At 58.9% G+C, this 25,405-nt stretch carries 22 protein-coding genes; 9 read left to right on the forward strand and 13 right to left on the reverse strand.

What is annotated here, in order from left to right:
• Positions 1-396: 396 nt before the first annotated feature.
• The 8 genes from KUF73_RS18240 to KUF73_RS18275 all read right to left on the reverse strand — a co-directional run bounded on the left by KUF73_RS18240 (position 397) and on the right by KUF73_RS18275 (position 9,311).
• On the reverse strand, positions 397-1,158 hold the full coding sequence (locus tag KUF73_RS18240; protein WP_218439450.1) for a secretin N-terminal domain-containing protein: 762 nt from the start codon (positions 1,156-1,158) through the stop codon (positions 397-399).
• Positions 1,159-1,443: 285 nt separating this feature from the next.
• Entirely contained in the window at positions 1,444-1,869 is a 426-nt protein-coding gene (locus KUF73_RS18245; RefSeq protein ID WP_218439451.1) for a GNAT family N-acetyltransferase, read from the reverse strand.
• On the reverse strand, positions 1,862-3,034 hold the full coding sequence (locus KUF73_RS18250) for a cupin domain-containing protein (protein WP_218439452.1): 1,173 nt from the start codon (positions 3,032-3,034) through the stop codon (positions 1,862-1,864). The genes KUF73_RS18245 and KUF73_RS18250 overlap by 8 nt, the downstream gene beginning before the upstream one ends.
• An 86-nt stretch (positions 3,035-3,120) precedes the next feature.
• Complete coding sequence (gene purB, locus KUF73_RS18255) at positions 3,121-4,491, reverse strand: adenylosuccinate lyase (RefSeq protein ID WP_218439453.1); 1,371 nt, start codon at positions 4,489-4,491, stop codon at positions 3,121-3,123.
• A gap of 124 nt (positions 4,492-4,615) precedes the next feature.
• Positions 4,616-5,239 (reverse strand): high frequency lysogenization protein HflD, encoded by a 624-nt coding sequence (gene hflD / locus KUF73_RS18260; protein ID WP_218439454.1) that lies wholly within the window; start codon positions 5,237-5,239, stop codon positions 4,616-4,618.
• The gene (mnmA, locus tag KUF73_RS18265) at positions 5,236-6,381 is read right to left on the reverse strand and encodes a tRNA 2-thiouridine(34) synthase MnmA (RefSeq protein WP_218439455.1); all 1,146 of its coding nucleotides are present in this window, start codon (positions 6,379-6,381) and stop codon (positions 5,236-5,238) included. The genes hflD and mnmA overlap by 4 nt, the downstream gene beginning before the upstream one ends.
• A gap of 59 nt (positions 6,382-6,440) precedes the next feature.
• Positions 6,441-6,887 carry an NUDIX hydrolase gene (locus tag KUF73_RS18270; protein ID WP_218439456.1) on the reverse strand — a complete coding sequence of 149 codons (447 nt, stop codon included), beginning with the start codon at positions 6,885-6,887 and terminating at the stop codon, positions 6,441-6,443.
• 198 nt (positions 6,888-7,085) lie between these two features.
• Positions 7,086-9,311 carry an NADP-dependent isocitrate dehydrogenase gene (locus KUF73_RS18275; protein WP_218439457.1) on the reverse strand — a complete coding sequence of 742 codons (2,226 nt, stop codon included), beginning with the start codon at positions 9,309-9,311 and terminating at the stop codon, positions 7,086-7,088.
• A 506-nt stretch (positions 9,312-9,817) separates the two neighbouring features.
• Here KUF73_RS18275 and icd point away from each other — a divergent pair.
• Complete coding sequence (gene icd / locus KUF73_RS18280; protein WP_218439458.1) at positions 9,818-11,074, forward strand: NADP-dependent isocitrate dehydrogenase; 1,257 nt, start codon at positions 9,818-9,820, stop codon at positions 11,072-11,074.
• A 78-nt stretch (positions 11,075-11,152) separates the two neighbouring features.
• Here icd and cspD read toward each other — a convergent pair whose 3' ends face one another.
• A complete protein-coding gene (cspD, locus tag KUF73_RS18285) occupies positions 11,153-11,419 on the reverse strand; it encodes a cold shock domain-containing protein CspD (protein ID WP_218439459.1) in 267 nt (88 codons plus the stop codon).
• A 224-nt stretch (positions 11,420-11,643) separates the two neighbouring features.
• On the opposite strand from cspD, the gene clpS reads away from it, so the two are divergent.
• Together clpS and clpA are read left to right on the forward strand one after the other, a co-directional pair.
• Positions 11,644-12,027 (forward strand): ATP-dependent Clp protease adapter ClpS, encoded by a 384-nt coding sequence (clpS, locus tag KUF73_RS18290; protein ID WP_020799529.1) that lies wholly within the window; start codon positions 11,644-11,646, stop codon positions 12,025-12,027.
• Between the two features lie 30 nt (positions 12,028-12,057).
• Positions 12,058-14,328 carry an ATP-dependent Clp protease ATP-binding subunit ClpA gene (clpA, locus tag KUF73_RS18295; RefSeq protein WP_218439460.1) on the forward strand — a complete coding sequence of 757 codons (2,271 nt, stop codon included), beginning with the start codon at positions 12,058-12,060 and terminating at the stop codon, positions 14,326-14,328.
• A 245-nt stretch (positions 14,329-14,573) separates the two neighbouring features.
• Here clpA and infA read toward each other — a convergent pair whose 3' ends face one another.
• From infA to trxB, 4 genes are all read right to left on the reverse strand, one after another.
• On the reverse strand, positions 14,574-14,792 hold the full coding sequence (gene infA / locus KUF73_RS18300; RefSeq protein WP_002553999.1) for a translation initiation factor IF-1: 219 nt from the start codon (positions 14,790-14,792) through the stop codon (positions 14,574-14,576).
• 111 nt (positions 14,793-14,903) lie between these two features.
• On the reverse strand, positions 14,904-15,611 hold the full coding sequence (locus KUF73_RS18305; protein ID WP_218439461.1) for an arginyltransferase: 708 nt from the start codon (positions 15,609-15,611) through the stop codon (positions 14,904-14,906).
• Positions 15,612-15,668: 57 nt separating this feature from the next.
• Positions 15,669-16,349 (reverse strand): leucyl/phenylalanyl-tRNA--protein transferase, encoded by a 681-nt coding sequence (gene aat / locus KUF73_RS18310; protein WP_218439462.1) that lies wholly within the window; start codon positions 16,347-16,349, stop codon positions 15,669-15,671.
• Positions 16,350-16,410: 61 nt separating this feature from the next.
• A complete protein-coding gene (gene trxB, locus KUF73_RS18315; RefSeq protein ID WP_218439463.1) occupies positions 16,411-17,370 on the reverse strand; it encodes a thioredoxin-disulfide reductase in 960 nt (319 codons plus the stop codon).
• A gap of 296 nt (positions 17,371-17,666) precedes the next feature.
• On the opposite strand from trxB, the gene KUF73_RS18320 reads away from it, so the two are divergent.
• The 6 genes from KUF73_RS18320 (at position 17,667) to cysG (ending at position 25,310) form a co-directional block, all read left to right on the forward strand.
• Positions 17,667-20,078 (forward strand): DNA translocase FtsK, encoded by a 2,412-nt coding sequence (locus KUF73_RS18320; RefSeq protein WP_218439464.1) that lies wholly within the window; start codon positions 17,667-17,669, stop codon positions 20,076-20,078.
• A 66-nt stretch (positions 20,079-20,144) separates the two neighbouring features.
• Positions 20,145-20,768 carry an outer membrane lipoprotein chaperone LolA gene (lolA, locus tag KUF73_RS18325; protein ID WP_218439465.1) on the forward strand — a complete coding sequence of 208 codons (624 nt, stop codon included), beginning with the start codon at positions 20,145-20,147 and terminating at the stop codon, positions 20,766-20,768.
• Positions 20,769-20,922: 154 nt separating this feature from the next.
• Complete coding sequence (locus tag KUF73_RS18330; RefSeq protein WP_218439466.1) at positions 20,923-22,245, forward strand: replication-associated recombination protein A; 1,323 nt, start codon at positions 20,923-20,925, stop codon at positions 22,243-22,245.
• Positions 22,245-22,619, forward strand: coding sequence for a fluoride efflux transporter CrcB (gene crcB, locus KUF73_RS18335; protein WP_218439467.1), 375 nt, complete (start codon positions 22,245-22,247; stop codon positions 22,617-22,619). The genes KUF73_RS18330 and crcB overlap by 1 nt, the downstream gene beginning before the upstream one ends.
• 15 nt (positions 22,620-22,634) lie before the next feature.
• The gene (gene serS, locus KUF73_RS18340; protein ID WP_218439468.1) at positions 22,635-23,915 is read left to right on the forward strand and encodes a serine--tRNA ligase; all 1,281 of its coding nucleotides are present in this window, start codon (positions 22,635-22,637) and stop codon (positions 23,913-23,915) included.
• Positions 23,916-25,310, forward strand: a complete 1,395-nt coding sequence (gene cysG / locus KUF73_RS18345; protein WP_218439469.1) for a siroheme synthase CysG — start codon at positions 23,916-23,918, stop codon at positions 25,308-25,310.
• The last annotated feature ends 95 nt before the right edge of the window (positions 25,311-25,405 follow it).

Consider the following 25,405-nt stretch of genomic DNA (forward strand, 5'->3'; position numbering starts at 1 on the left):
TGGTCAAGTCGGGTTCGGCGGGGATGGCGACGGGATGAACGATGAGCTCGAGGGGAAGTGAGCAGGTAAAGGCAAACTGCGGGCGCATTCGGGCGTCGTGGGCCTTGGTACGAACATCAGTGTGGTGCCGGGTTACCTAATTACGCTTCCGTCCCTCGGGACAACTTCGTTCCAGTCGGCAACCTCGTCAAACACACCTTGTGGGCGGTACAGACACGAATCGGCTTGCGGGGATAAGTGGCAAGCGGCGACTCGAAGGCCCTTGCCAGGGCCTCTGATTAGCGGGAGCGAGGCCATCATGCCTTCGCTTTTTTGGCTCGTCAAACGTTTTGTAGTGCTTTTTTTAGAGCACTACATCTTTGGTCTAATACGACTTGCCAGTCAGTTTTCGGTGCCTTAGTCCAGAGTGTCGACTTTCACCCGCAGAGTCATGTCATCCCTGCCCTGGGTCGAGTAGCTGCGGGTCAGGCCCTGTTTGTCGGCTTGTGTCTGGCTGTTTACGCCGGCCAGCAGAATCCACTCGCCCAAGCGTCCCGTGACAGTTGTGTCGGTGCTTTGCACGTTCACTACATCGGGACGTTCCTGGCTCATGCGGTCACGGTTGGTACTGATTGCCAGGTGAACGATGTCGCCGGTGACCGTCGCGGTGACGTAAAAACCCTGAGTAACGTTGCGATATTCGGTCTGGCTGCGCAGGTCGCCGTAGGAATCCGTCTGGCTGCTGGTGAGCGGTACGCTCTGGCCGACCTGGATCAGTGCCGGTGCGCCTTCGCTGGCCTGGACTTGCTGAATGCCGCCATCACGGCTTGCGGTGCTGCGGTTGATGATGCGGGTCTGGCTAGGCTTGGTGCCGTTCACCGAGTAACCCTGGTCACCCTGGAAGTTGTTTTCGTTGGTGTCGACGGTGATCAGCAGGCGTTTTGGCGCCGTATCGAGTTGGGCTAACAGGGTCTTAAGTTCGTCGATTTTGCGTTGATCGGCGTTGACGATGAGCTGATTTCCGTAAGCGCTGACCTGACCGTCCTTGCCGATGAAGTCCTGCGCAACTGGCAACAGGTCGGCGCTGGTGTGGTAGTTCAGAGGCACGATTTCGGTGGCTGCCATGACCGAAAAGCTGCAGGTCACCAGCAGCGTGGTGAGCAGGGTGCGTAGGGACATATCCGTTATCTCCGCCAATTAAATAGCCCGTAGGAGCTGCCGAAGGCTGCGATCTTTTGATCTTGCCCTTTGATTTATCGATAGTGCCAGTTTGTCGGCCCGGGGTGGGGCAAGTTGAATGCTAGACAGCAAAACGCCCCGGCATCCGAAAATGACGGGGCGTTTTGTGGTGTGATCGAAGAACTATTGTGGCGAGGGAGCTTGCTCCCGCTGGGGCGCGAAGCGGCCCTGAATTTATTGGGCTGCTTCGCTACCCAGCGGGGGCAAGCCCCCTCGCCACTGGGTCTAAGCCGACTCGCGCACCATGTCCACATGCGGAATCCCTGCTTCGAGGAATTCGCTACTGACCACGGTAAAGCCCAGGCGCTCATAGAACGCCGTGGCTTGTACCTGAGCGCTGAGCATCTGCTGCTTCAGCCCACGCTTCTCGGCTTCACCGATCACTGCTTGCATCAGCGAATCGCCAACTTTCAAACCGCGCCAATCCTTGAGCACCGAGACCCGGCCGACGTGGCCGTCAGGCAGCAGGCGGGCAGTGCCAACCGGAAAGTCACCTTCGAGGGCGAGGAAGTGCACGGCGCCTTGGTCGTCGGCATCCCATTCCAGTTCTGGTGGAACGGACTGCTCGGCGACGAACACCGCTTCACGAATGCGCCGGATCTCGGCGTTGTCCTTTTGCCAGTCTGCGACACGTACGTGAATTTTATTCATCGTCGGCGAACCCCAGGCTACCTTGCTTGACCAGTTCACACAGCAGGCCGCTGCCGTCTTCGTCGGTCAACCAGTCGCCAAGATTGTCGAGATGCAGGGCATCGGCGGCACAGATCATTTTCAGCAGCTCGCGCAGTTTGCCTGGCAGATAGCGGCTCTGGCCGCTGGCGAACAGCAGCAGGTCGTCATCGACTTCCGACCAGGCGAGGCGGGCGCTCGGGTTGCGAATCAAGATCGCACCTTGCTCCAGCGCGCTGATGACCTCGTTTTCTTCGAGGTCTTCGGGGCCAGCCACCAGTTCCGGGTAGCGCGGCTCGGTCATGAACTGGCCGAACCAGGTCAGCAGCAGGCGCTCGTCGCTCATGTGCTCGGCCAGCAGGGCTTTCAAGCGATCAAGGGCGTCGTGCTGGATCTGATGAGGATCAGCCGCGGGCAGGGCGTCGGCGTCGGTGTAGCGCTCTTCATCTGTCAGGAATTGGCTGAGGAAGTCGGTGAAGTGGGTCAGCACTTCAGCGGCGCTTGGTGCACGGAAACCGACGGAGTAGGTCATGCAGTCATCGACTGCTACACCGCAGTGGGCCAGGCGCGGCGGCAGGTAGAGCATGTCGCCCGGTTCCAGGATCCACTCGTCGGTCGCTTCGAAATCGGCAAGGATCCGCAGGTCCGCGTGTGGCAGCAGCGGGCTTTCGGAGTTGCACATCTGGCCGATCTTCCAGTTGCGCTTGCCGTGGCCTTGCAGCAGGAACACGTCGTAGTTGTCGAAGTGAGGGCCGACGCTGCCACCCGGTGCGGCGAAGCTGATCATCACATCGTCGACGCGCCAGCTCGGCAGGAAGCGGAAATTTTCCAGCAGCTCGCTGACTTCCGGCACGAACTGGTCAACGGCCTGCACCAGCAGGGTCCACTCGCGCTCCGGCAATTTGCTGAATTCGTCCTCGGCGAATGGGCCGCGACGCAATTCCCAAGGGCGCTCGCCGTGCTCGATCACCAGGCGCGATTCGACTTCTTCTTCCAGCGCCAGGCCGGCCAGTTCGTCGGCGTCGATCGGGCTTTCGAAGTCAGGGATGGCCTGGCGGATCAGCAGTGGTTTTTTCTGCCAGTAGTCGCGCAGGAATTCCCGTGCCGTGATGCCGCCCAGAAGTTGAAGAGGAATGTCAGGATTCATGTGTAACCTATTGAAAAAATGCACTTTTCAGACGGGAATAAAAACGCCCGGCGCTGCCGGGCGTCTTAAAAGGGTCAAGCGGTCGATCAGATGCGTTTGGCTTGAGCTACAGCGTTGCCGATGTAGTTCGCCGGGGTGAGCAATTTCAGCTCGGCCTTGGCGGCGGCTGGCATGTCCAGGCCGTCGATGAAAGTCTGCAACGCTTCAGGGCTGATGCCCTTGCCGCGAGTCAATTCTTTCAGTTTTTCGTACGGGTTTTCGATGTTGTAGCGACGCATCACGGTCTGGATCGGCTCGGCCAATACTTCCCAGCACGCGTCGAGGTCGGCGGCAATTTTCTGCTCGTTGAGCTCAAGCTTGCTGATGCCTTTGAGGCTGGCTTCGTACGCGATCACGCTGTGGGCGAAGCCGACACCGAGGTTGCGCAGTACGGTGGAGTCGGTCAGGTCGCGCTGCCAGCGGGAGATTGGCAGTTTGCTCGCCAGGTGCTGGAACAGCGCGTTGGCGATACCCAGGTTGCCTTCGGAGTTTTCGAAGTCGATCGGGTTGACCTTGTGCGGCATGGTCGACGAGCCGATTTCGCCAGCGATGGTGCGCTGCTTGAAATAACCCAGGGAGATGTAGCCCCAGATGTCGCGGTCGAAGTCGATCAGGATGGTGTTGAAACGGGCGATCGCGTCGAACAGCTCGGCAATGTAGTCGTGCGGTTCGATCTGCGTGGTGTACGGGTTGAAGCCAAGGCCCAGTTCGTCTTCGATGAAGGCGCGGGCGTTTTCTTCCCAGTCGATCTCAGGGTAGGCCGACAGGTGAGCGTTGTAGTTGCCGACAGCGCCGTTGATCTTGCCCAGCAGCGGAACGGCAGCGACTTGAGCGATCTGACGCTCCAGGCGGTAAACCACGTTCGCCAGCTCTTTGCCCAGGGTGGTCGGCGAAGCCGGTTGGCCGTGGGTGCGCGACAGCATCGGCACGCCGGCGAAACGGATGGCCAGTTCGCGGATGGCTTCGGCGGTCTGGCGCATCAGCGGCAGCATCACGTCATCACGGCCTTCGCGCAGCATCAGGGCGTGGGACAGGTTGTTGATGTCCTCGCTGGTGCAGGCAAAGTGGATGAACTCGCTGACTTTGGCCAGTTCCGGCAGCTTGGCCGCTTGCTCCTTGAGCAAGTATTCGATGGCTTTGACGTCGTGGTTGGTGGTGCGCTCGATCTCTTTGACGCGCTCGGCGTGCTCCAGAGCGAAGTTTTCTGCCAGCTCGTTCAAAACGGCGTTGGCTTCGGCGGAGAACGCCGGCACTTCGCTGATGGCAGGGTGAGCGGCCAGGCGCTGGAGCCAGCGCACTTCAACCAGAACGCGAGCACGGATCAGGCCGTACTCGCTGAAAATTGGGCGCAGGGCCTGGGTTTTGCCGGCGTAGCGGCCGTCAACAGGGGAAACCGCAGTGAGCGAAGAGAGCTGCATGGGGTGTTCTCGGACAGTCGGGCAACGAAATGGGGCGCGTATCATACATGAAAAAATTCGCCGGTCCGTTGCCAACTGACCGGCGTATTACGCGTAACACGGTGTAAAGGTGTGTCGATGCTACTTATTCGTTACGCATCAACGGGTAAAGCTCTTTAAGCAATTTGCGGCGGCTGACCACCAACTGCCAGCGATGCCCACCCAGCTGCCGCCACAGGCGTGCCGAACGTATACCGGCCAGCAATAGCGCGCGAATTTTAGAGGCGTTGCTTGGTTGCTGCAGGTTGCGCATGTCGCCGTGAACCTGGATGCGTTGGCGCAAGGTGCTCAGGGTGTCCTGATACAGTGCGCCACAGGCGGCAATCACGTTTTCGTGGGCCGGGCCGAAGTGCTCGACCTGCGACTGGATCTGCGGCAGGCGCTTGCCGATCACGTCCAGCATATCGCCACGCTTGGCCAGTTGACGCTCAAGACCGAGCATGGCCAGCGCATAGCGCAGCGGCTCGCGCTGCAGGGCGCTCGGATCACGCTCCAGGGCACCAATCAAGGCGCGATAGCCTTCACGCAGATTGATGTCGTCGCCGCCGTAGACTTCCAGGGTGTCCTTGGGGTCGCGGATCAACAGGCTGCCGAGCATGCAAGTCAGGCCGGCCTCGTTGGTCTGGCCTGACTTGGCAATCTTGTCGACGAGCACGGCGGCGAGGAATACGCCGCCCAGTGCTGTCAGTTGCTCCTGGGTCGGGCTCATTGGGCCTGGCCTTTGCTGGTGCTCTTACTCGTCCAGGGTTCTGCTACTTCGATCACGCCACCACCCAGGCACACTTCACCGTCGTAGAACACCACGGACTGGCCCGGAGTCACTGCACGTTGTGGATCATCGAAAGTCGCGCGGTAGCCGGTGGCGGTTTTTTCCAGGGTGCAGGGCTGGTCGCTCTGGCGATAACGGACCTTGGCGGTCAGCTTGCGCGGTTCGCTCAGGTCAATCGGGTTGACCCAGTAGATGTCCGAAGCGAGCAGGGCGCGGGAGAACAACCATGGATGGTCGTTGCCCTGGCCGACGATCAGCTCGTTGTGCTCCAGGTCCTTGATCAGCACGTACCACGGTTCTTCGCCGGCGTCTTTCAAACCGCCGATTCCCAGGCCCTGACGCTGGCCGATGGTGTGATACATCAAGCCGTGGTGACGGCCGATGACTTCACCTTCAGTGGTCTTGATCTCGCCCGGTTGGGCCGGCAGGTATTGCTTGAGGAAATCGCTGAAACGGCGTTCGCCGATAAAGCAGATCCCGGTGGAGTCCTTTTTCTTCGCGGTCGCCAGTTCGTATTTCTCGGCAATCGCGCGCACTTCCGGCTTTTCCAGTTCGCCGACCGGGAACAGGGTCTTGGCGATCTGTTCGCCGCCGACTGCGTGCAAGAAATAGCTCTGGTCCTTGTTGGCGTCCAGGCCCTTGAGCAGTTCGGTGCGGCCGTCGATGTCGCGGCGGCGCACGTAATGGCCGGTGGCGATCAGGTCGGCGCCGAGCACCATGGCATAGTCGAGGAACGCCTTGAACTTGATCTCGCGGTTGCACAGGATGTCCGGGTTCGGCGTACGGCCGGCCTTGTATTCGGCCAGGAAGTGCTCAAACACGTTGTCCCAGTACTCGGCGGCGAAGTTGGCGGTGTGCAGCTTGATGCCAATCTTGTCGCACACGGCCTGGGCGTCCGCCAGGTCGTCCATGGCGGTGCAATATTCAGTTCCATCGTCTTCTTCCCAGTTCTTCATGAACAGGCCTTCCACCTCATAACCCTGCTCGATTAGCAGGAGAGCGGAAACGGAAGAGTCCACGCCGCCGGACATGCCGACAATGACGCGCTTCTTTTGTGTATCAGAAGGGGCTGGATCACGCATAGGGATTCAATGAGTGTCTTGAAAAAGGACGCGATTCTAACAGGCTGGAGCTCGCAAGGCTAAAGAGAAGGACGGATCAATTCGAGGTCGAAGTGAATCCCTGTCAGATAGTCGTCGATGCAGCGGATGATCAACTCGCTGCGCCAGTTGTCGCGCTGCTCGATTAATTCCTCGCGGGTCAGCCACTTGGCACCGACGATGCCGTCGTCCAGTTGGTAGTCCGGGTGGTGTTTCAAGGCTTTGGCAATGAAGCAGACCCGTTGGTAGGTCACGCCATTGCTAGGGGCAGTGTAGAGGTAAATGCCCAGTACGCCGGTCGGCTCGACGTCCCAGCCGGTTTCTTCGAGGGTTTCGCGGATAGCCGCTTCGGTCAGGGTTTCGTCCGGGTCCAGGTGGCCCGCGGGTTGGTTGAGTACCGTTCGTCCACCTTTGAGTTCTTCGACCATCAGGAAGCGGCCGTTGTCTTCGACGATGGTGGCGACGGTGATGTGGGGTTTCCAGTCCATGAATCTTCCTCAATTTCCAAGGTGTAAATACGGTCAAATGTAGGCGTGAGCCTGCTCGCGATAGCGCAAAGTCAGTCACCACAGTTGTTGAATGGTATACCGCTATCGCCAGCAGGCTCACTCCTACAATTGAATTGTGTGGATCCTGAAAACAGAAACCCCGGCACGTGGCCGGGGCTTCTTTGCTTCCTTACAACCTTAAACCAGCGCAGCAATCGCCGCGTTGAGAGTGGCGCTTGGGCGCATGGCCTTGCTGATCAGCTCGGCACTGGCGTGGTAGTAACCGCCGATGTCCACTGGCTTGCCCTGAACGGCGTTGAGTTCGGCAACGATGGTTGCTTCGTTCTCGGTCAGGGTTTTGGCCAGGGTACTGAACTGCGATTGCAGCGCGGTATCTTCAGTCTGGGCGGCCAGGGCCTGAGCCCAGTACAGCGCCAGGTAGAAGTGGCTGCCGCGGTTGTCGATGTTGCCGACTTTGCGCGATGGCGACTTGTTGTTGTCCAGGAACTGGCCGGTGGCCTGGTCCAGGGTCTTGGCCAGAACCAGCGCCTTAGGGTTGTTGTAAGTCACACCCAGATGCTCGAGGGAAGCGGCCAGGGCCAGGAACTCGCCCAGGGAATCCCAGCGCAGGAAGTTCTCTTCCAGCAGCTGTTGAACGTGCTTCGGTGCCGAACCGCCGGCGCCGGTTTCGAACAGGCCGCCGCCATTCATCAGCGGAACGATCGACAGCATCTTGGCGCTGGTGCCCAGTTCCATGATCGGGAACAGGTCAGTCAGGTAGTCGCGCAGTACGTTGCCGGTTACCGAAATGGTGTCCTTGCCGTCGCGGGTGCGCTGCAGGGTGAACTTCATCGCGTCGACCGGGGCCATGATCTGGATGTCCAGACCGGCAGTGTCGTGGTCCTTCAGGTAAGCCTGAACTTTCTCGATCACTACACCGTCGTGGGCGCGCATCGGGTCCAGCCAGAAGATCGCTGGAGTGGCGCTGGCGCGAGCGCGGTTGACGGCCAGTTTGACCCAGTCCTGGATCGGCGCGTCTTTGGTCTGGCACATGCGGAAGATGTCGCCGGCTTCAACCGACTGTTCCAGCAGCAAGGTGCCGTTGCTGTCGCTGACGCGGACAACACCGTTGGTCTTGATCTGGAAGGTCTTGTCGTGCGAGCCGTACTCTTCGGCTTTTTTCGCCATCAGGCCAACGTTTGGCACGCTGCCCATGGTGGTTGGATCGAACGCGCCGTTTGCCCTGCAGTCTTCGATGACTGCCTGGTAAATGGTCGCGTAGCAGCGATCCGGGATCACAGCCTTGGTGTCATGCAACTGGCCGTCGGTGCCCCACATTTTGCCGGAGTCACGGATCATGGCTGGCATCGAGGCGTCGACGATGACGTCGCTCGGCACGTGCAGGTTGGTGATGCCTTTGTCGGAGTTGACCATCGCCAGCGATGGACGAGCGGCGTAGACCGCCTGAATGTCGGCTTCGATGGCAGCTTGCTGCTCGGCCGGCAGGGCCTTGATGCGAACGTACAGGTCGCCGATGCCGTTGTTCAGGTTGAAGCCGATCTGTGCCAGCACGTCTGCGTGCTTCGCCAGTGCGTCTTTATAGAACTCGGCAACGATCTGGCCGAACATGATCGGGTCGGAGACCTTCATCATGGTGGCTTTCAGGTGAACCGACAGCAGCACGCCTTTTTGCTTGGCGTCTTCGATCTCGGCAGCGATGAAGCTGCGCAGAGCGTTTTTGCTCATGACCGCGCAATCGAGGATCTCACCGGCTTGTACGGTGGTTTTTTCTTTCAGGACGGTGGTGGTGCCGTCTTGAGCGATCAGTTCGATTTTCACTGCGCCAGCGGCGTCGATCAGGGCAGCTTTTTCGCTGCCGTAGAAATCACCGGTGTTCATGTGCGCGACGTGGGACTTGGAGTCTGCAGCCCAGGCGCCCATTTTGTGCGGGTGCTTGCGTGCGTAGTTCTTGACCGACAGCGGGGCGCGACGATCAGAGTTGCCTTCGCGCAGAACCGGGTTCACGGCGCTGCCCTTGATCTTGTCGTAACGGGCCTTGGCTTCTTTGTCGGCGTCGCTGGTGATGGTTTCCGGGTAGTCCGGCAGAGCGTAGCCCTGGGCTTGCAGCTCTTTGATTGCGGCTTGCAGTTGCGGAACCGAGGCGCTGATGTTCGGCAGCTTGATGATGTTGGCTTCAGGCGTAACGGCCAGGGCACCCAGTTCGGCGAGGTGGTCGGCTACGGCTTTATCACCCAATTGCTCGGGGAAGCTGGCCAGGATGCGCCCTGCAAGAGAGATATCGCGGGTTTCAACGGCGATATCAGCCGAGGCGGTGAAGGCCTCTACGATAGGCAACAGTGAATAGGTGGCGAGGGCTGGGGCTTCGTCGGTGAAGGTATAGATGATCTTCGAGCGGGTGGGCATATTCGGATTAACTCTCTCTTCTTTGCTAAAGCGTGCGCAGAAACTCGAGGGGCGCCGGGTAAGCGCGTTCGTTCAAAGTCATCCATGAGCCGAATGTCGAGGTTTCGTTGCTGTGATGTTGGGTGCATCAGTCGAGCGTCAAGCGGTCGGCCTGCGGTAACAGACCGGCTTATAGGGCGGCAAGTCTCATCGCTATTAATCTGTAGCAGGAGACTCAGCCGTCGTGACCCTGTAGTCAGCGGCGGCATTATACATAGGTAGCTGGCAATCTGCCGATGGTTCATACGCAACGATTCTCGTCCATTGGTCTAAAGGTCGCAGGCGAGAGCCGGGCGTAGCGTCATTCGTCGTGCTGTAGTTTGGCGCTTTTCCCTTTGCTTTCAGGCTTGTAGGTCGCGAGTTATGCCGCCTCGCGGCACATCGATGGAACAGAGGGTTTGCGTGCTGATTTAACTGGGTTACGCTCGAACCAAGCCAGATGTTCAATCCAAACAATGGAGTTCAGCATGGGTTACAAGAAGATTCAGGTTCCAGCCGTCGGCGACAAAATCACCGTCAACGCAGACCATTCTCTCAATGTTCCTAATAACCCGATCATTCCCTTCATCGAGGGTGACGGCATCGGCGTTGATATCAGCCCGGTCATGATCAAGGTTGTCGATGCTGCTGTGAAGAAGGCTTACGGCGGCGAGCGCAAGATTTCCTGGATGGAAGTGTACGCCGGGGAAAAAGCGACTCAGGTTTACGATCAGGACACCTGGCTGCCTCAGGAAACCCTGGACGCGGTCAAGGATTACGTGGTTTCCATCAAAGGGCCTTTGACCACCCCGGTTGGCGGCGGTATCCGCTCCCTCAATGTGGCGCTGCGCCAGCAACTCGACCTGTACGTTTGCCTGCGCCCGGTGCGCTGGTTCGAAGGCGTGCCTAGCCCGGTCAAGAAACCAGGCGACGTCGACATGACGATCTTCCGCGAGAACTCTGAAGACATCTATGCGGGTATCGAGTGGAAGGCCGGTTCGCCGGAAGCCACCAAGGTCATCAAGTTCCTGAAAGAAGAAATGGGCGTTACCAAGATCCGTTTCGACGAAAACTGCGGCATCGGCGTCAAGCCCGTTTCCCTGCAAGGCACCAAGCGTCTGGCGCGCAAGGCCCTGCAATATGTGGTGGACAATGATCGCGATTCGCTGACCATTGTGCACAAAGGCAACATCATGAAGTTCACCGAAGGTGCCTTCAAGGAATGGGCCTACGAAGTTGCAGCTGAAGAATTCGGCGCGACCCTGCTCGACGGCGGTCCGTGGATGCAGTTCAAGAACCCGAAAACCGGCAAGAACGTTATCGTCAAGGACGCCATCGCCGACGCCATGCTTCAGCAAATCCTGCTGCGCCCGGCCGAATACGATGTGATCGCCACACTGAACCTGAACGGCGACTACCTCTCCGATGCCCTGGCGGCGGAAGTGGGCGGGATCGGCATCGCGCCAGGTGCCAACCTGTCCGACACCGTGGCCATGTTCGAAGCCACCCACGGTACTGCGCCGAAATACGCCGGCAAAGACCAGGTCAATCCGGGTTCGCTGATCCTGTCCGCCGAAATGATGCTGCGTCACATGGGCTGGACCGAAGCGGCCGACCTGATCATCAAAGGCACTAACGGCGCAATTTCCGCCAAGACCGTGACCTATGACTTCGAACGTTTGATGGACGGCGCCAAACTGCTGTCTTCTTCGGCGTTCGGCGATGCCATGATCTCGCACATGTAAGCGAATCCAGGCAGCAAAAAACCGCCCGGCTCAAGTGATTGAGCCGGGCGGTTTTTTATGACTGGGGGCGTGTGCGGTTCAGGCCGTAACGGTTTGTTGCCCGGCGGGTGCCGCGACGGCCGAGATGTCCTGAGGCGCGCCAATGTTGATGGCGTGCAGGCCTTTAGGGCCCTGGATGATTTCGAAGACGACAGCCTGGCCGGCTTTCAGGGTTTTATAGCCATCCATCTGGATGGCCGAGTAATGGGCGAACAGGTCTTCGCTTTTGCCGTCCTCGTTGATAAAACCGTAACCCTTGGCGTTGTTGAACCATTTCACCTTGCCGCTGACCTTGACGCCTGACATACCCATATCCCTCTGCAACTGACTCCATCACTGGAGTATCATCCAGTTCATCCGCAGTCACTTCTTCGAAAAAAGTTGACTCCGCGGACCTTTTTTACCCACTGTGGGCTCTATTGGTTGTAACACCGTTTTGCCGATAGTCAAGTTGACCCGGTAGTCGGAGTTGAAATCGTCCATGGGCGCCCCCACCACTGTATTTGCACAACTGACGAACCTTTCTTTCCATGCATGCAATCAGCCAGATTCGACTAACATTCAATCAGGATCGCCCGACTCTCCAAAAGGATCGCCCGGAGGAACACGACGACGATTCCGCAGGCATTGCTGTTCAGGAGGCCAAGCCTGCTTTACAGGCGCCGCCGATGTACAAGGTGGTTTTGTTTAATGATGACTACACACCGATGGATTTCGTCGTCGAAGTGCTCGAGGTGTTTTTTAACCTGAATCGCGAGCTGGCGACCAAGGTCATGCTGGCCGTCCATACAGAAGGACGGGCAGTATGTGGAGTGTTTACCCGCGACATCGCCGAGACCAAGGCCATGCAGGTCAACCAGTACGCCAGGGAAAGCCAGCATCCGCTACTCTGTGAAATCGAGAAGGACGGTTAATCGCCGGACACTTGGGTATGAGGTGAAGCTATGTTAAACCGCGAGCTCGAAGTCACCCTCAATCTTGCCTTCAAGGAGGCCCGTTCGAAGCGTCATGAGTTCATGACCGTCGAGCATCTCCTGCTGGCCCTATTGGACAATGAGGCTGCCGCCACCGTTTTGCGTGCCTGCGGCGCAAACCTCGACAAACTCAAGCATGACCTGCAGGAGTTCATCGACTCCACCACGCCATTGATCCCCGTCCATGACGAGGATCGCGAAACCCAGCCAACCCTGGGCTTTCAGCGTGTCCTGCAACGTGCTGTGTTTCACGTACAGAGCTCGGGCAAACGCGAAGTGACCGGCGCCAACGTGCTGGTCGCGATCTTCAGCGAGCAAGAGAGTCAGGCAGTGTTCCTGCTGAAACAGCAGAGCGTTGCCCGTATTGATGTCGTCAACTATATCGCCCATGGCATTTCCAAAGTGCCAGGGCACGGCGATCACTCTGAGGGCGAGCAAGATATGCAGGACGACGAGGGCGGTGAGTCTTCATCTTCAGGCAATCCACTGGATGCTTATGCCAGTAACCTTAACGAACTCGCACGCCAGGGTCGTATCGATCCGCTGGTAGGTCGTGAGCTGGAAGTCGAACGCGTTGCGCAGATCCTGGCGCGCCGTCGCAAAAACAATCCGTTGCTGGTGGGCGAGGCGGGCGTGGGTAAAACCGCGATTGCCGAAGGTCTGGCCAAACGCATTGTCGACAACCAGGTGCCGGACTTGCTGGCCAACAGCGTGGTGTACTCCCTTGATCTCGGCGCCTTGCTGGCCGGGACCAAATACCGCGGCGATTTCGAGAAGCGCTTCAAGGCGTTGCTCAATGAACTGAAAAAACGTCCGCAGGCAATCCTGTTCATCGACGAAATCCACACCATCATCGGTGCGGGTGCTGCGTCCGGTGGCGTCATGGATGCCTCGAATCTGCTCAAACCGTTGCTGTCGTCCGGCGATATCCGATGCATCGGTTCGACCACCTTCCAGGAATTCCGCGGGATTTTCGAGAAGGACCGTGCTTTGGCTCGGCGCTTCCAGAAAGTCGATGTGTCGGAGCCTTCGGTGGAAGACACCATCGGTATTCTGCGCGGCCTGAAAGGGCGTTTCGAGAGTCATCACAATATCGAATACAGTGATGAAGCCCTGCGCGCGGCTGCCGAACTGGCCTCGCGTTACATCAATGACCGGCATATGCCGGACAAGGCCATCGACGTAATCGATGAGGCCGGTGCCTATCAGCGCCTGCAGCCGGTTGAGATGCGCGTAAAACGCATCGAAGTGCCTCAGGTCGAGGACATCGTTGCGAAAATCGCGCGGATTCCGCCAAAACACGTCACCAGTTCCGATAAAGAACTGCTGCGTAACCTTGAGCGTGATCTGAAGTTGACCGTGTTTGGTCAGGATGCCGCGATCGACTCTCTGGCTACCGCGATCAAGCTGTCCCGTGCCGGCCTCAAGTCACCAGACAAGCCTGTAGGTTCGTTCCTGTTCGCCGGTCCTACCGGTGTGGGTAAAACCGAAGCGGCGCGTCAGCTGGCCAAGGCGTTAGGTGTTGAGCTGGTTCGTTTCGACATGTCCGAATACATGGAGCGTCACACCGTATCGCGTCTGATCGGTGCACCTCCAGGTTATGTCGGGTTTGACCAGGGCGGTCTGTTGACTGAAGCGATCACCAAGCAGCCACACTGCGTGCTGTTGCTCGATGAAATCGAAAAGGCGCACCCGGAAGTCTTCAACCTGCTATTGCAGGTCATGGACCACGGTACGCTGACCGATAACAACGGGCGCAAGGCAGACTTCCGTAACGTGATCGTCATCATGACGACCAACGCCGGTGCTGAGACTGCAGCGCGTGCTTCGATCGGTTTCACCTATCAGGATCACTCTTCCGATGCGATGGAAGTGATCAAGAAGAGCTTCACGCCGGAATTCCGCAACCGACTGGACACCATCATCCAATTTGGTCGCCTCAGCCATGAGGTCATCAAAAGCGTGGTGGACAAATTCCTCATCGAACTTCAGGCGCAGCTGGAAGACAAGCGTGTCTTGCTGGAAGTCACCGATGCTGCCCGCAGCTGGCTGGCGGCAGGTGGTTACGACTCGGCAATGGGTGCTCGACCTATGGCTCGCCTCATCCAGGACAAGATCAAGCGGCCACTGGCGGAGGAGATTCTCTTTGGCGAGCTGGCCGAACATGGCGGTGTGGTGCACATCGACATCAAGGACGGCGAACTGACCTTCGAGTTCGAGACTACGGCTGAAATGGCCTGACTTTAACCGCAACTAAGCAAAAAGGCGCCGATTGGCGCCTTTTTGCTTTCCCTTTGTAGGAGCTGCCGAGGCCAGATTGCGGACAAACAAAAACGCCCGGCAATGCCGGGCGTTTTGTATTGACTTGATTAGCGAGCGCGCCCTATGTAGGAGCGAGGTTGCTCGCGATGGTCGTCAAAGATGATGCAGGGAGTCTGACTTGACGCGGTGCTCTCAGGTTTTTCGCGAGCAAGCTCGCTCCTACCTTAGCGAGCGCGGTAAGTGATGCGCCCTTTGCTCAAGTCATAGGGCGTCAGCTCGACGCGCACCTTGTCACCGGTAAGAATACGAATGTAGTTCTTGCGCATCTTGCCGGAAATATGCGCGGTTACGACGTGCCCATTTTCCAACTCCACGCGAAACATGGTGTTGGGCAGGGTGTCGACGACAGTGCCTTCCATTTCGAAGCTGTCTTCTTTCGACATGCAGTAAAGCCCTCGGTGTCCAATGAATGGCCCGGTGCAACTGCGCCAGGCAAAAGCGGCGTGCATTGTGCCCGAAAAGTGGGGTTCAAGCCAAGGGGTTTAGGGCGTGCTCTAGTTCAGAACGACCCAACGCTGATTAATCAGCAGTTCAATGGGGCGATATTGGGTCTTGTAGCTCATTTTTTTGCAGTTTTTGATCCAGTAGCCCAGGTAGACCGCATCCAGCCCCAGCCGCCGGGCTTCGCCAATTTGCCAGAGGATCGCGAACCGCCCCAGGCTGCGACGCTCTTCAGCGGGTTCATAGAAGGTGTAGACCGCCGACAGACCGTTCGGCAGAAGGTCGGTGACGGCGATAGCGAGCAGCCGGCCGTCGAGGCGGAATTCGTAAAAACGTGAAAACGGCAGGTCACGGACCAAAAACGTCGAAAACTGATCGCGACTGGGTGGGTACATGTCGCCATCGGCATGGCGCTGTTCGATATAGCGCTGGTACAGATCGAAGTACTCTTCGCTGAAACCTGGCTTGGCCGGGCGTACCTGCAAGTCGGCGTTACGTTTGAAAATACGTTTCTGCTGACGATTGGGCGTGAATACCCCTACAGGGATGCGCGCGGGAACGCACGCATTGCAGTTCTGGCAATGCGGGCGGTAGAGATGATCGCCGCTGCGACGGAAACCCATCTCCGACAGGTCTGCATAGACATGCACATCCATGGGCTGGCTAGGGTCGAGGAACAGGGTCGTGGCCTGCTCCTCGGGCAGATAACTGCAAGAGTGCGGCTGAGTGGCATAGAACTTCAAACGCGCCAACTCGGTCATGATCAACCCTCGGGATAGTGCTTTGGATTAAGTGTAAGCCACGCGCGCAAAAGTCGCTCAGCAAACCCAGGTTGCGCGGCTGGGTTGATCCAGATACTGCGCCAGGTAACCGGCAAACGCGCTGCGAGGAATCGCCCTGGCACCCAGGCTGTGCAGATGGTCGGTAGGCATCTGACAGTCGATCAGGACAAAGCCTGAATTTTTCAGATGTCGAACCAGCGTGGCAAAGCCATATTTGGAGGCGTTGTCGGCGCGGCTGAACATGGATTCGCCGAAAAACAGTTGCCCCATCGCCAGGCCATACAGCCCGCCGACCAGTTCGCCCTGATCCCAGACTTCCACGGAATGCGCGTAGCCACGCCTGTGCAGTTCAAGGTAAGCGTCCTGCATGGCTTGGGTGATCCAGGTGCCGTCGGCGTAGTCGCGAGGCGCTGCGCAGGCGCTGATGACCGCGGAAAAATCCTGATCGAAGGTCACTTGGTAGCGCTGTTGACGCAGCAGTTTGTTCAGACTGCGAGAGATATGCAGTTCGTCGGGAAACAAAACCGTGCGTGGATCCGGCGACCACCAGAGTATTGGCTGGCCTTCTGAAAACCATGGGAAGCATCCGTGACGGTAGGCCCGAATCAGCCGATCGGCGGACAGATCGCCACCGGCAGCCAGCAGCCCGTTGGGGTCGCGCATGGCTTTTTCCAGCGGCGGGAAAGTCAGGGTGTTGCGTTGTAACCAAGTCAGCATGGCGTCCGGGCTTGCAAAAGGGGAGGGCAGTGGCGGGTGTCGGCCCGCCGCTAGTGTGCCGTCAAACAGCAGGAATGTCGTCGAGGTATTTTTCCGCGTCCAGTGCGGCCATGCAACCGGCCCCCGCGGATGTAACGGCCTGACGATAGACGTGGTCGGCCACGTCGCCTGCCGCAAACACGCCTTCGATGGCAGTCGCGGTGGCATCGCCTTCGCTACCACCCTTGACCAGCAGGTAGCCGTCACGCATTTCCAGCTGGCCGACGAACAGATCGGTATTGGGCTTGTGGCCGATGGCGATGAATACGCCAGCGAGGGGCAACTCCTGGGTGATGCCGGTATGGCTGTCGCGCAGGCGTGCGCCTGTCACGCCGCTGGCGTCGCCCAGCACTTCATCCAGATTCTGGTTCCAGTGCAGGCGGATATTCCCGTTGGCGGCTTTCTCGAAGAGTTTGTCCTGCAGGATCTTCTCCGAACGTAACTTGTCGCGACGATGAATCAGATGAACTTCCTTGGCGATGTTCGACAGGTACAACGCTTCTTCAACCGCTGTATTGCCGCCGCCGATCACCGCCACTACTTGATTGCGATAGAAGAACCCGTCACAAGTCGCGCAAGCTGAAACGCCTTTGCCGGCAAAGGTCTCTTCCGAAGGCAGTCCGAGATATTGCGCGGAAGCTCCAGTGGCAATAATCAGCGCATCACAGGTATAGGTGCCGCTGTCGCCGGTGAGTTCAAACGGGCGCTGTTGCAACTTGGCCGTGTGGATGTGGTCGTAGACGATCTCTGTGTCAAAGCGCTCGGCATGTTTTTGCATGCGTTCCATCAGGACTGGACCGGTAAGGCCTTCGACATCGCCTGGCCAGTTATCGACTTCCACGGTGGTGGTGAGCTGGCCACCTGCCTGTATGCCGGTAATGACAACGGGTTTGAGGTTGGCGCGGGCGGCATACACGGCTGCGCTGTAACCGGCGGGGCCGGAACCCAGAATGATCAGGCGGTGATGCTTCGCTGCGCTCATAAAAACACCTCATAAGCCTTTGTCACAAAAGAGAATGCATGCTCAAATTGAGCTGCGCGTATTGTGCTGTTGGCTATGCTGCAACCCGAGGGCTGAAGCATGGCATCGGGTGAACAAATCCGTACAATGCCGGGTTGTTACAGAATATTCGTTGTACTGCGTGTTTATAAAAGCCGGAGTGCAGTGTTAAAAGTAGTCCCAGTTGCGCCTGTTAACTTTTTTACCTGCCTGGATTGGGCGGTTTTTTATAGTCATTCAACAGATGGACGCGCCCATGGCGCAGGAATAGAAGCGTTTTGAAGAAATCCACCGCAGCACCTAAACCAGCCGTCGTTCCGCTCTGGCGCCAGCATTTGCACTACCGACTCAAGGAAGGTGCACTGATCGCCATTGGTGCCTTGTGCCTGTTCCTGATGATGGCCTTGTTAACCTATGGCAAGGACGATCCGGGCTGGAGCCATAACAGCAAGATCGACGACGTGCAGAACTTCGGTGGCCCCGCGGGCTCTTACAGCGCCGATATCCTGTTCATGGTGCTCGGCTACTTCGCCTATATCTTCCCGCTATTGCTGGCGATCAAGACTTACCAGATCTTCCGTCAACGCCACGAGCCGTGGCAGTGGAGCGGTTGGTTGTTTTCCTGGCGCCTGATCGGCCTGGTATTCCTGGTGCTGTCGGGTGCCGCGCTGGCCCATATCCATTTCCATGCCGCGACCGGTTTGCCGGCCGGCGCGGGTGGTGCGCTGGGTGAAAGCCTTGGTGATCTGGCAAAAAACGCGCTGAACATTCAAGGCAGCACGCTGCTGTTCATTGCGCTGTTCCTGTTCGGCCTGACAGTGTTTACCGACCTGTCGTGGTTCAAGGTGATGGACCTCACCGGCAAAATTACCCTCGATCTGTTCGAACTGTTCCAGGGCGCAGCCAATCGCTGGTGGTCGGCCCGTACGGAACGCAAGCAACTGGTCGCCCAGCTGCGTGAAGTCGACGATCGCGTGCATGACGTGGTTGCGCCGACCGTCACCGACAAGCGCGAGCAAGCCAAGGTCAAGGAGCGCCTGATCGAGCGTGAGCAGGCCCTGAGCAAACACATGTCCGAGCGCGAGAAACAGGTGCCGCCGGTGATTGCGCCTGCGCCTCCCAAGCCAGCCGCGCCCAGCAAGCGCGTGGAAAAAGAGAAGCAGGCACCGCTGTTCGTCGACAGCGCCGTGGAAGGGACGCTGCCGCCGATCTCGATTCTTGATCCTGCGGAAAAGAAACAACTCAATTATTCGCCTGAATCGCTGGCTGCGGTTGGCCACTTGCTGGAAATCAAACTCAAGGAATTCGGCGTCGAAGTCACCGTGGATTCGATCCATCCGGGCCCGGTGATCACCCGTTACGAAATCCAGCCAGCGGCCGGGGTCAAGGTCAGCCGTATCTCCAACCTCGCGAAAGACCTGGCGCGCTCCCTGGCCGTGACCAGTGTGCGGGTGGTGGAAGTGATTCCGGGCAAGACCACGGTCGGTATCGAGATTCCCAACGAAGACCGGCAGATCGTGCGCTTCTCCGAGGTGCTGTCGACCCCCGAGTACGACAACTTCAAATCGCCTGTTACGTTAGCACTGGGCCATGACATTGGCGGCAAACCGGTGATCACCGACCTGGCGAAAATGCCTCACCTGCTGGTGGCCGGTACGACCGGTTCCGGTAAGTCGGTGGGCGTGAACGCGATGATCCTGTCGATCCTGTTCAAGTCCGGCCCGGAAGACGCCAAGCTGATCATGATCGACCCGAAAATGCTTGAGCTGTCGATCTACGAAGGCATTCCGCACCTGCTGTGCCCGGTGGTCACCGACATGAAGGACGCGGCCAACGCCCTGCGCTGGAGCGTTGCCGAGATGGAGCGGCGCTACAAGCTGATGGCAAAGATGGGCGTACGAAACCTGTCGGGCTTCAACGCCAAGGTCAAGGAAGCCCAGGACGCCGGCGAGCCGTTGAGCGATCCGCTGTACAAACGCGAGAGCATCCACGACGAAGCGCCGCTGTTGCAAAAGCTGCCGACCATTGTTGTGGTCGTCGACGAATTCGCCGACATGATGATGATCGTCGGCAAGAAGGTGGAAGAGCTGATCGCCCGTATCGCCCAGAAAGCCCGTGCCGCCGGCATTCACTTGATCCTCGCGACCCAGCGTCCGTCGGTGGACGTGATCACCGGCCTGATCAAGGCCAACATTCCGACCCGTATGGCGTTCCAGGTATCGAGCAAGATCGACTCCCGGACCATCATCGACCAGGGCGGCGCCGAACAATTGCTGGGCCACGGTGACATGCTGTACATGCCGCCGGGCACCAGCCTGCCGATCCGTGTTCACGGCGCGTTCGTTTCCGATGAAGAGGTTCACCGGGTTGTAGAAGCCTGGAAACTGCGCGGTGCGCCGGAATATAACGACGACATTCTCAACGGTGTCGAAGAGGCCGGCAGCGGCTTCGAAAGCAGCAGCGGTGGCGGCGATGGTGATGATCCTGAAACCGACGCGTTGTACGACGAAGCGGTGCAGTTCGTTCTGGAAAGCCGTCGCGCATCCATTTCTGCGGTTCAGCGCAAGCTTAAGATTGGCTACAACCGCGCTGCGCGCATGATCGAAGCCATGGAAATGGCCGGGGTCGTGACGTCCATGAACACCAACGGTTCGCGTGAAGTCCTGGCTCCCGGCCCGGTGCGCGACTGATCTGATTTTGAAAGGGCGGCGTCTTGAGGCGCCGCCTGTACTCCCACGAATGTTATGAGGACTCCCATGCGTCTTATCCGCATGCTGTTGCTGCCGGTACTGGCTTTGACCACGCTCTCGGCCCACGCCGATGACAAGGACGTGGCGCGTCTGACTCAATTGTTGGAAAAGTCCCAGACCCTGACCGCGCGCTTCTCTCAGCTGACGCTGGATGGCAGCGGCACCCAATTGCAGGAAACTGCCGGCGAAATGTCCCTGCAGCGTCCTGGCCTGTTCTACTGGCACACCAACGCGCCGGCCGAGCAGACCATGGTTTCCGACGGCAAGAAAGTCACCCTGTGGGACCCTGACCTGGAACAGGCCACCATCAAGAACCTCGACCAGCGCCTGACCCAGACGCCAGCCTTGCTGCTGTCCGGTGATGTATCCAAGATTAGCCAGAGCTTCGACATCAGTGCCAAGGAAGCCGGAGGCGTGATCGACTTCACCTTGAAGCCGAAAACCAAAGACACCCTGTTCGACAGCCTGCGCCTGTCCTTCCGCAATGGCCTGGTCAATGACATGCAACTGATCGACAGCGTCGGCCAGCGCACCAACATCCTGTTCACCGGCGTGAAGGCCAACGAGCCGATCCCGGCGTCCAAGTTCAAGTTCGACATCCCTAAAGGGGCGGACGTGATCCAGGAATAACCCGCAGGACCTTTGTAGGAGCGAGCTTGCTCGCGATGGTCGTCAACGATAACGCTGTAAACCTGACACCCCGCAGCGTACTTGGGTTTATCGCGAGCAAGCTCGCTCCTACAGTGACCGGCATCAGGACCCAAGTGAGGTTTCATAAGCAGTGATGGACCTGTTTCGCAGTGCCCCGATCTCTCAACCATTGGCCGCTCGTTTGCGCGCGGCCAATCTGGACGAGTACGTCGGTCAGGAACACCTGCTCGCTCGCGGCAAACCATTGCGCGAAGCCCTGGAGCAGGGTGCCTTGCATTCGATGATTTTCTGGGGCCCGCCGGGCGTAGGCAAGACCACGCTGGCGCGGCTGCTGGCGGAAGTCTCGGATGCGCACTTCGAAACAGTGTCGGCGGTGCTCGCCGGTGTGAAGGAAATTCGTCAGGCGGTTGAAATCGCCAAACAGCAGGCCGCGCAGTACGGCCGGCGCACGATTCTGTTTGTCGATGAAGTGCACCGTTTCAACAAGTCTCAGCAGGATGCGTTCCTGCCGTACGTTGAAGACGGCACACTGATTTTCATCGGCGCGACCACGGAAAACCCTTCATTCGAACTCAATAACGCCTTGTTGTCTCGGGCCCGCGTCTACGTGCTCAAAAGCCTCGACGAAGCGGCACTGCGCAAGCTGGTGCAGCGCGCGCTCACCGAAGAACGTGGCCTGGGCAAACGCCAGCTGACCCTCAGCGATGAAGGCTTCCAGATGTTGCTGTCGGCCGCCGACGGCGATGGCCGGCGCCTGCTCAACCTGCTGGAAAACGCCTCGGACCTGGCCGAAGACAACAGCGAGATCGGCGTCGATCTGCTGCAAAGCCTGCTCGGCGATACCCGTCGGCGTTTCGACAAGGGCGGCGAAGCGTTCTACGACCAGATTTCCGCGCTGCACAAATCGGTGCGCGGCTCCAACCCCGACGGCGCGCTGTACTGGTTCGCGCGAATGATCGACGGCGGTTGCGATCCGCTGTATCTGGCCCGGCGCGTGGTGCGCATGGCCAGCGAAGACATTGGCAACGCTGACCCGCGCGCGCTAAGCCTGTGCCTGGCAGCGTGGGAAGTCCAGGAGCGCCTCGGTAGCCCCGAAGGCGAATTGGCAGTGGCTCAGGCCATTACTTATCTGGCTTGCGCGCCGAAAAGCAACGCGGTGTACATGGGCTTCAAGGCTGCGCTGCGCAGTGCCTCCGAACACGGTTCGCTGGAAGTGCCGCTGCACCTGCGCAATGCGCCGACCAAGCTGATGAAGCAATTGGGTTACGGCGATGAATACCGTTATGCCCACGATGAGCCGGACGCCTATGCCGCCGGCGAAGACTACTTCCCCGAAGAACTCGACCCGATCCCGTTCTATCAGCCAGTGCCCCGTGGCCTGGAATTGAAGATCGGCGAGAAGCTCAATCATCTTGCTCAACTTGACCGTCTCAGTCCCCGGCAGCGGAGAAAATAGTGCTTTCATTGATCGTTGCGGTTTCCGTCGGCGGCATTGCCGGCACGCTGTTGCGTTTCGCCACGGGGAATTGGGTCAACGCTAATTGGCCGCGGCACTTCTATACCGCGACGCTGGCCGTTAATATCGTCGGCTGTTTGCTGATCGGCGTTCTATACGGTCTGTTTTTGATACGCCCGGAGGTGCCGTTCGAGGTGCGCGCCGGTTTGATCGTCGGCTTCCTCGGAGGGCTGACGACTTTTTCATCCTTTTCACTGGATACGGTGCGCCTGCTGGAAAGCGGGCAGGTGCCACTGGCCCTGGGCTATGCTGCCATCAGCGTATTCGGCGGGCTGCTCGCCACCTGGGCTGGCCTGTCCTTGACCAAACTTTGATAACGAGAGACCGACATGCTCGATTCCAAACTGTTACGTAGCAACCTTCAGGACGTAGCGGACCGCCTGGCATCCCGTGGCTTTGCCCTGGATACCGCGCGCATCGAAGCGCTGGAAGAACAGCGCAAGACCGTCCAGACCCGCACCGAAGCACTGCAGGCTGAACGTAATGCGCGCTCCAAATCCATCGGTCAGGCCAAGCAGCGCGGCGAAGACATTGCGCCGTTGATGGCGGACGTCGAGCGCATGGCGGGCGAGTTGAGCGCCGGTAAAGTCGAACTGGACGCAATCCAGACCGAACTGGACTCGATCGTGCTCGGCATCCCCAATCTGCCGCACGAATCCGTGCCGGTCGGCAAAGACGAAGAAAACAACGTCGAAGTGCGCCGCTGGGGCACCCCGACCGCGTTCGATTACCCGGTTCAGGATCACGTCGCCCTGGGCGAGAAGTTCGGCTGGCTGGACTTCGAAACCGCCGCCAAGCTGTCCGGTGCCCGTTTCGCCTTGTTACGCGGCCCGATCGCCCGTATGCATCGCGCCCTGGCGCAGTTCATGATCAACCTGCACGTCACTGAGCACGGCTACGAAGAGGCTTACACGCCTTATCTGGTTCAAGCTCCGGCACTGCAAGGCACCGGCCAACTGCCGAAGTTCGAAGAAGACCTGTTCAAGATCGCTCGCGAAGGCGAAGCCGATCTGTACCTGATTCCAACCGCCGAAGTGTCGCTGACCAATATCGTTGCCGGCGAAATCGTCGATTCGAAATTGCTGCCGATCAAATTCGTTGCCCACACTCCGTGCTTCCGCAGTGAAGCCGGTGCGTCGGGTCGTGACACCCGCGGCATGATCCGTCAGCACCAGTTCGACAAAGTCGAGATGGTGCAGATCGTTGAGCCGTCGACCTCGATGGAAGCGCTGGAAGGCCTGACCGCCAACGCCGAAAAAGTCCTGCAATTGCTGGAACTGCCTTACCGCACCATCGCGCTGTGCACCGGCGACATGGGTTTCAGTGCGGTCAAGACTTACGATCTGGAAGTGTGGATTCCGAGCCAGGACAAATACCGCGAAATCTCCTCGTGCTCCAACTGTGGCGATTTCCAGGCCCGTCGCATGCAAGCGCGTTTCCGCAACCCGGAAACCGGCAAGCCTGAACTGGTGCACACCCTGAACGGCTCCGGCCTGGCGGTCGGTCGTACGCTGGTGGCGGTACTGGAAAACTACCAGCAGGCTGACGGTTCGATCCGCGTGCCTGAAGTACTGAAGCCATACATGGGTGGCCTTGAGGTCATCGGCTAAATGAAATATCTGCCGCTGTTCCATAACCTTCGCGGCAGTCGTGTGTTGGTCGTCGGCGGAGGGGAAATTGCCTTGCGCAAATCCCGCCTGCTGGCCGATGCCGGTGCGCTGCTGCGGGTGGTTGCACCTGAAATCGAACAGCAATTGCGCGAACTGGTTGCCGCCAGCGATGGCGAGTGCGTGTTGCGCGGTTACGTCGAGGCGGATCTGGAGGGTTGCGGGCTGATCATTGCCGCCACCGATGACGAGTCGCTGAACGCGCAAGTCTCCGCCGACGCCCATCGGCGTTGCGTGCCGGTCAACGTGGTGGATGCGCCAGCCTTGTGCAGCGTGATCTTCCCGGCGATCGTTGACCGTTCGCCGCTGATCATTGCTGTGTCCAGCGGCGGCGATGCGCCGGTGCTGGCCCGCTTGATCCGCGCCAAGATCGAAACCTGGATTCCTTCTACTTACGGTCAACTCGCCGGTTTGGCCGCGCGCTTCCGTAACCAGGTCAAAGGCCTGTTTCCGGATGTGCAACAGCGTCGGGCCTTCTGGGAAGACGTGTTCCAGGGCCCGATTGCAGACCGGCAATTGGCTGGGCAGGGCGCTGAAGCCGAACGTTTGCTTCAAGCGAAAGTCGATGGTGAAGCGCCAGTGGCGACGGGTGAGGTTTACTTGGTGGGCGCGGGTCCTGGTGATCCCGACCTGCTGACTTTCCGCGCCTTGCGCTTGATGCAGCAAGCCGATGTGGTGCTGTACGACCGCTTGGTGGCACCGGCAATTCTGGAGCTGTGTCGTCGTGATGCCGAGCGGGTTTATGTGGGCAAGCGTCGCGCCGATCACGCCGTGCCGCAGGATCAGATCAACCAGCAATTGGTAGACCTGGCCAAGCAAGGCAAGCGTGTGGTGCGGTTGAAGGGCGGCGATCCGTTCATCTTCGGCCGTGGCGGTGAAGAGATCGAAGAGCTGGCGGCCCATGGCATCCCGTTCCAGGTTGTGCCGGGTATCACGGCAGCCAGCGGTTGCGCGGCGTACGCCGGTATTCCGCTGACCCATCGCGATTACGCGCAGTCAGTGCGGTTTGTCACGGGGCATCTGAAGGACGGTTCCACCGATCTGCCGTGGGCGGACCTGGTCGCGCCGGCGCAAACCCTGGTGTTCTACATGGGGTTGGTGGGCTTGCCGATCATTTGCGAACAGTTGATCAAGCACGGTCGCGGCGCCGATACACCGGCGGCATTGATCCAGCAGGGCACCACGGTCAATCAGCGGGTGTTTACCGGCACGTTGGCCGATTTGCCACGACTGGTGGCGGAGCATGAAGTGCATGCGCCGACATTGGTGATCGTGGGTGAAGTGGTGCAACTGCGCGAGAAACTGGCGTGGTTTGAAGGGGCTCAATCACAGGTCTGATTTCAGATCTGTGTTGTCTGTTGGAAAAAGATCGCAGCCTTCGGCAGCTCCTACAGGATTATGCAATCCCCTGTAGGAGCTGCCGAAGGCTGCGA

Origin of the sequence: Pseudomonas sp. PD9R (genome assembly GCF_019200975.1) — a bacterium.
Lineage (GTDB): Bacteria > Pseudomonadota > Gammaproteobacteria > Pseudomonadales > Pseudomonadaceae > Aquipseudomonas.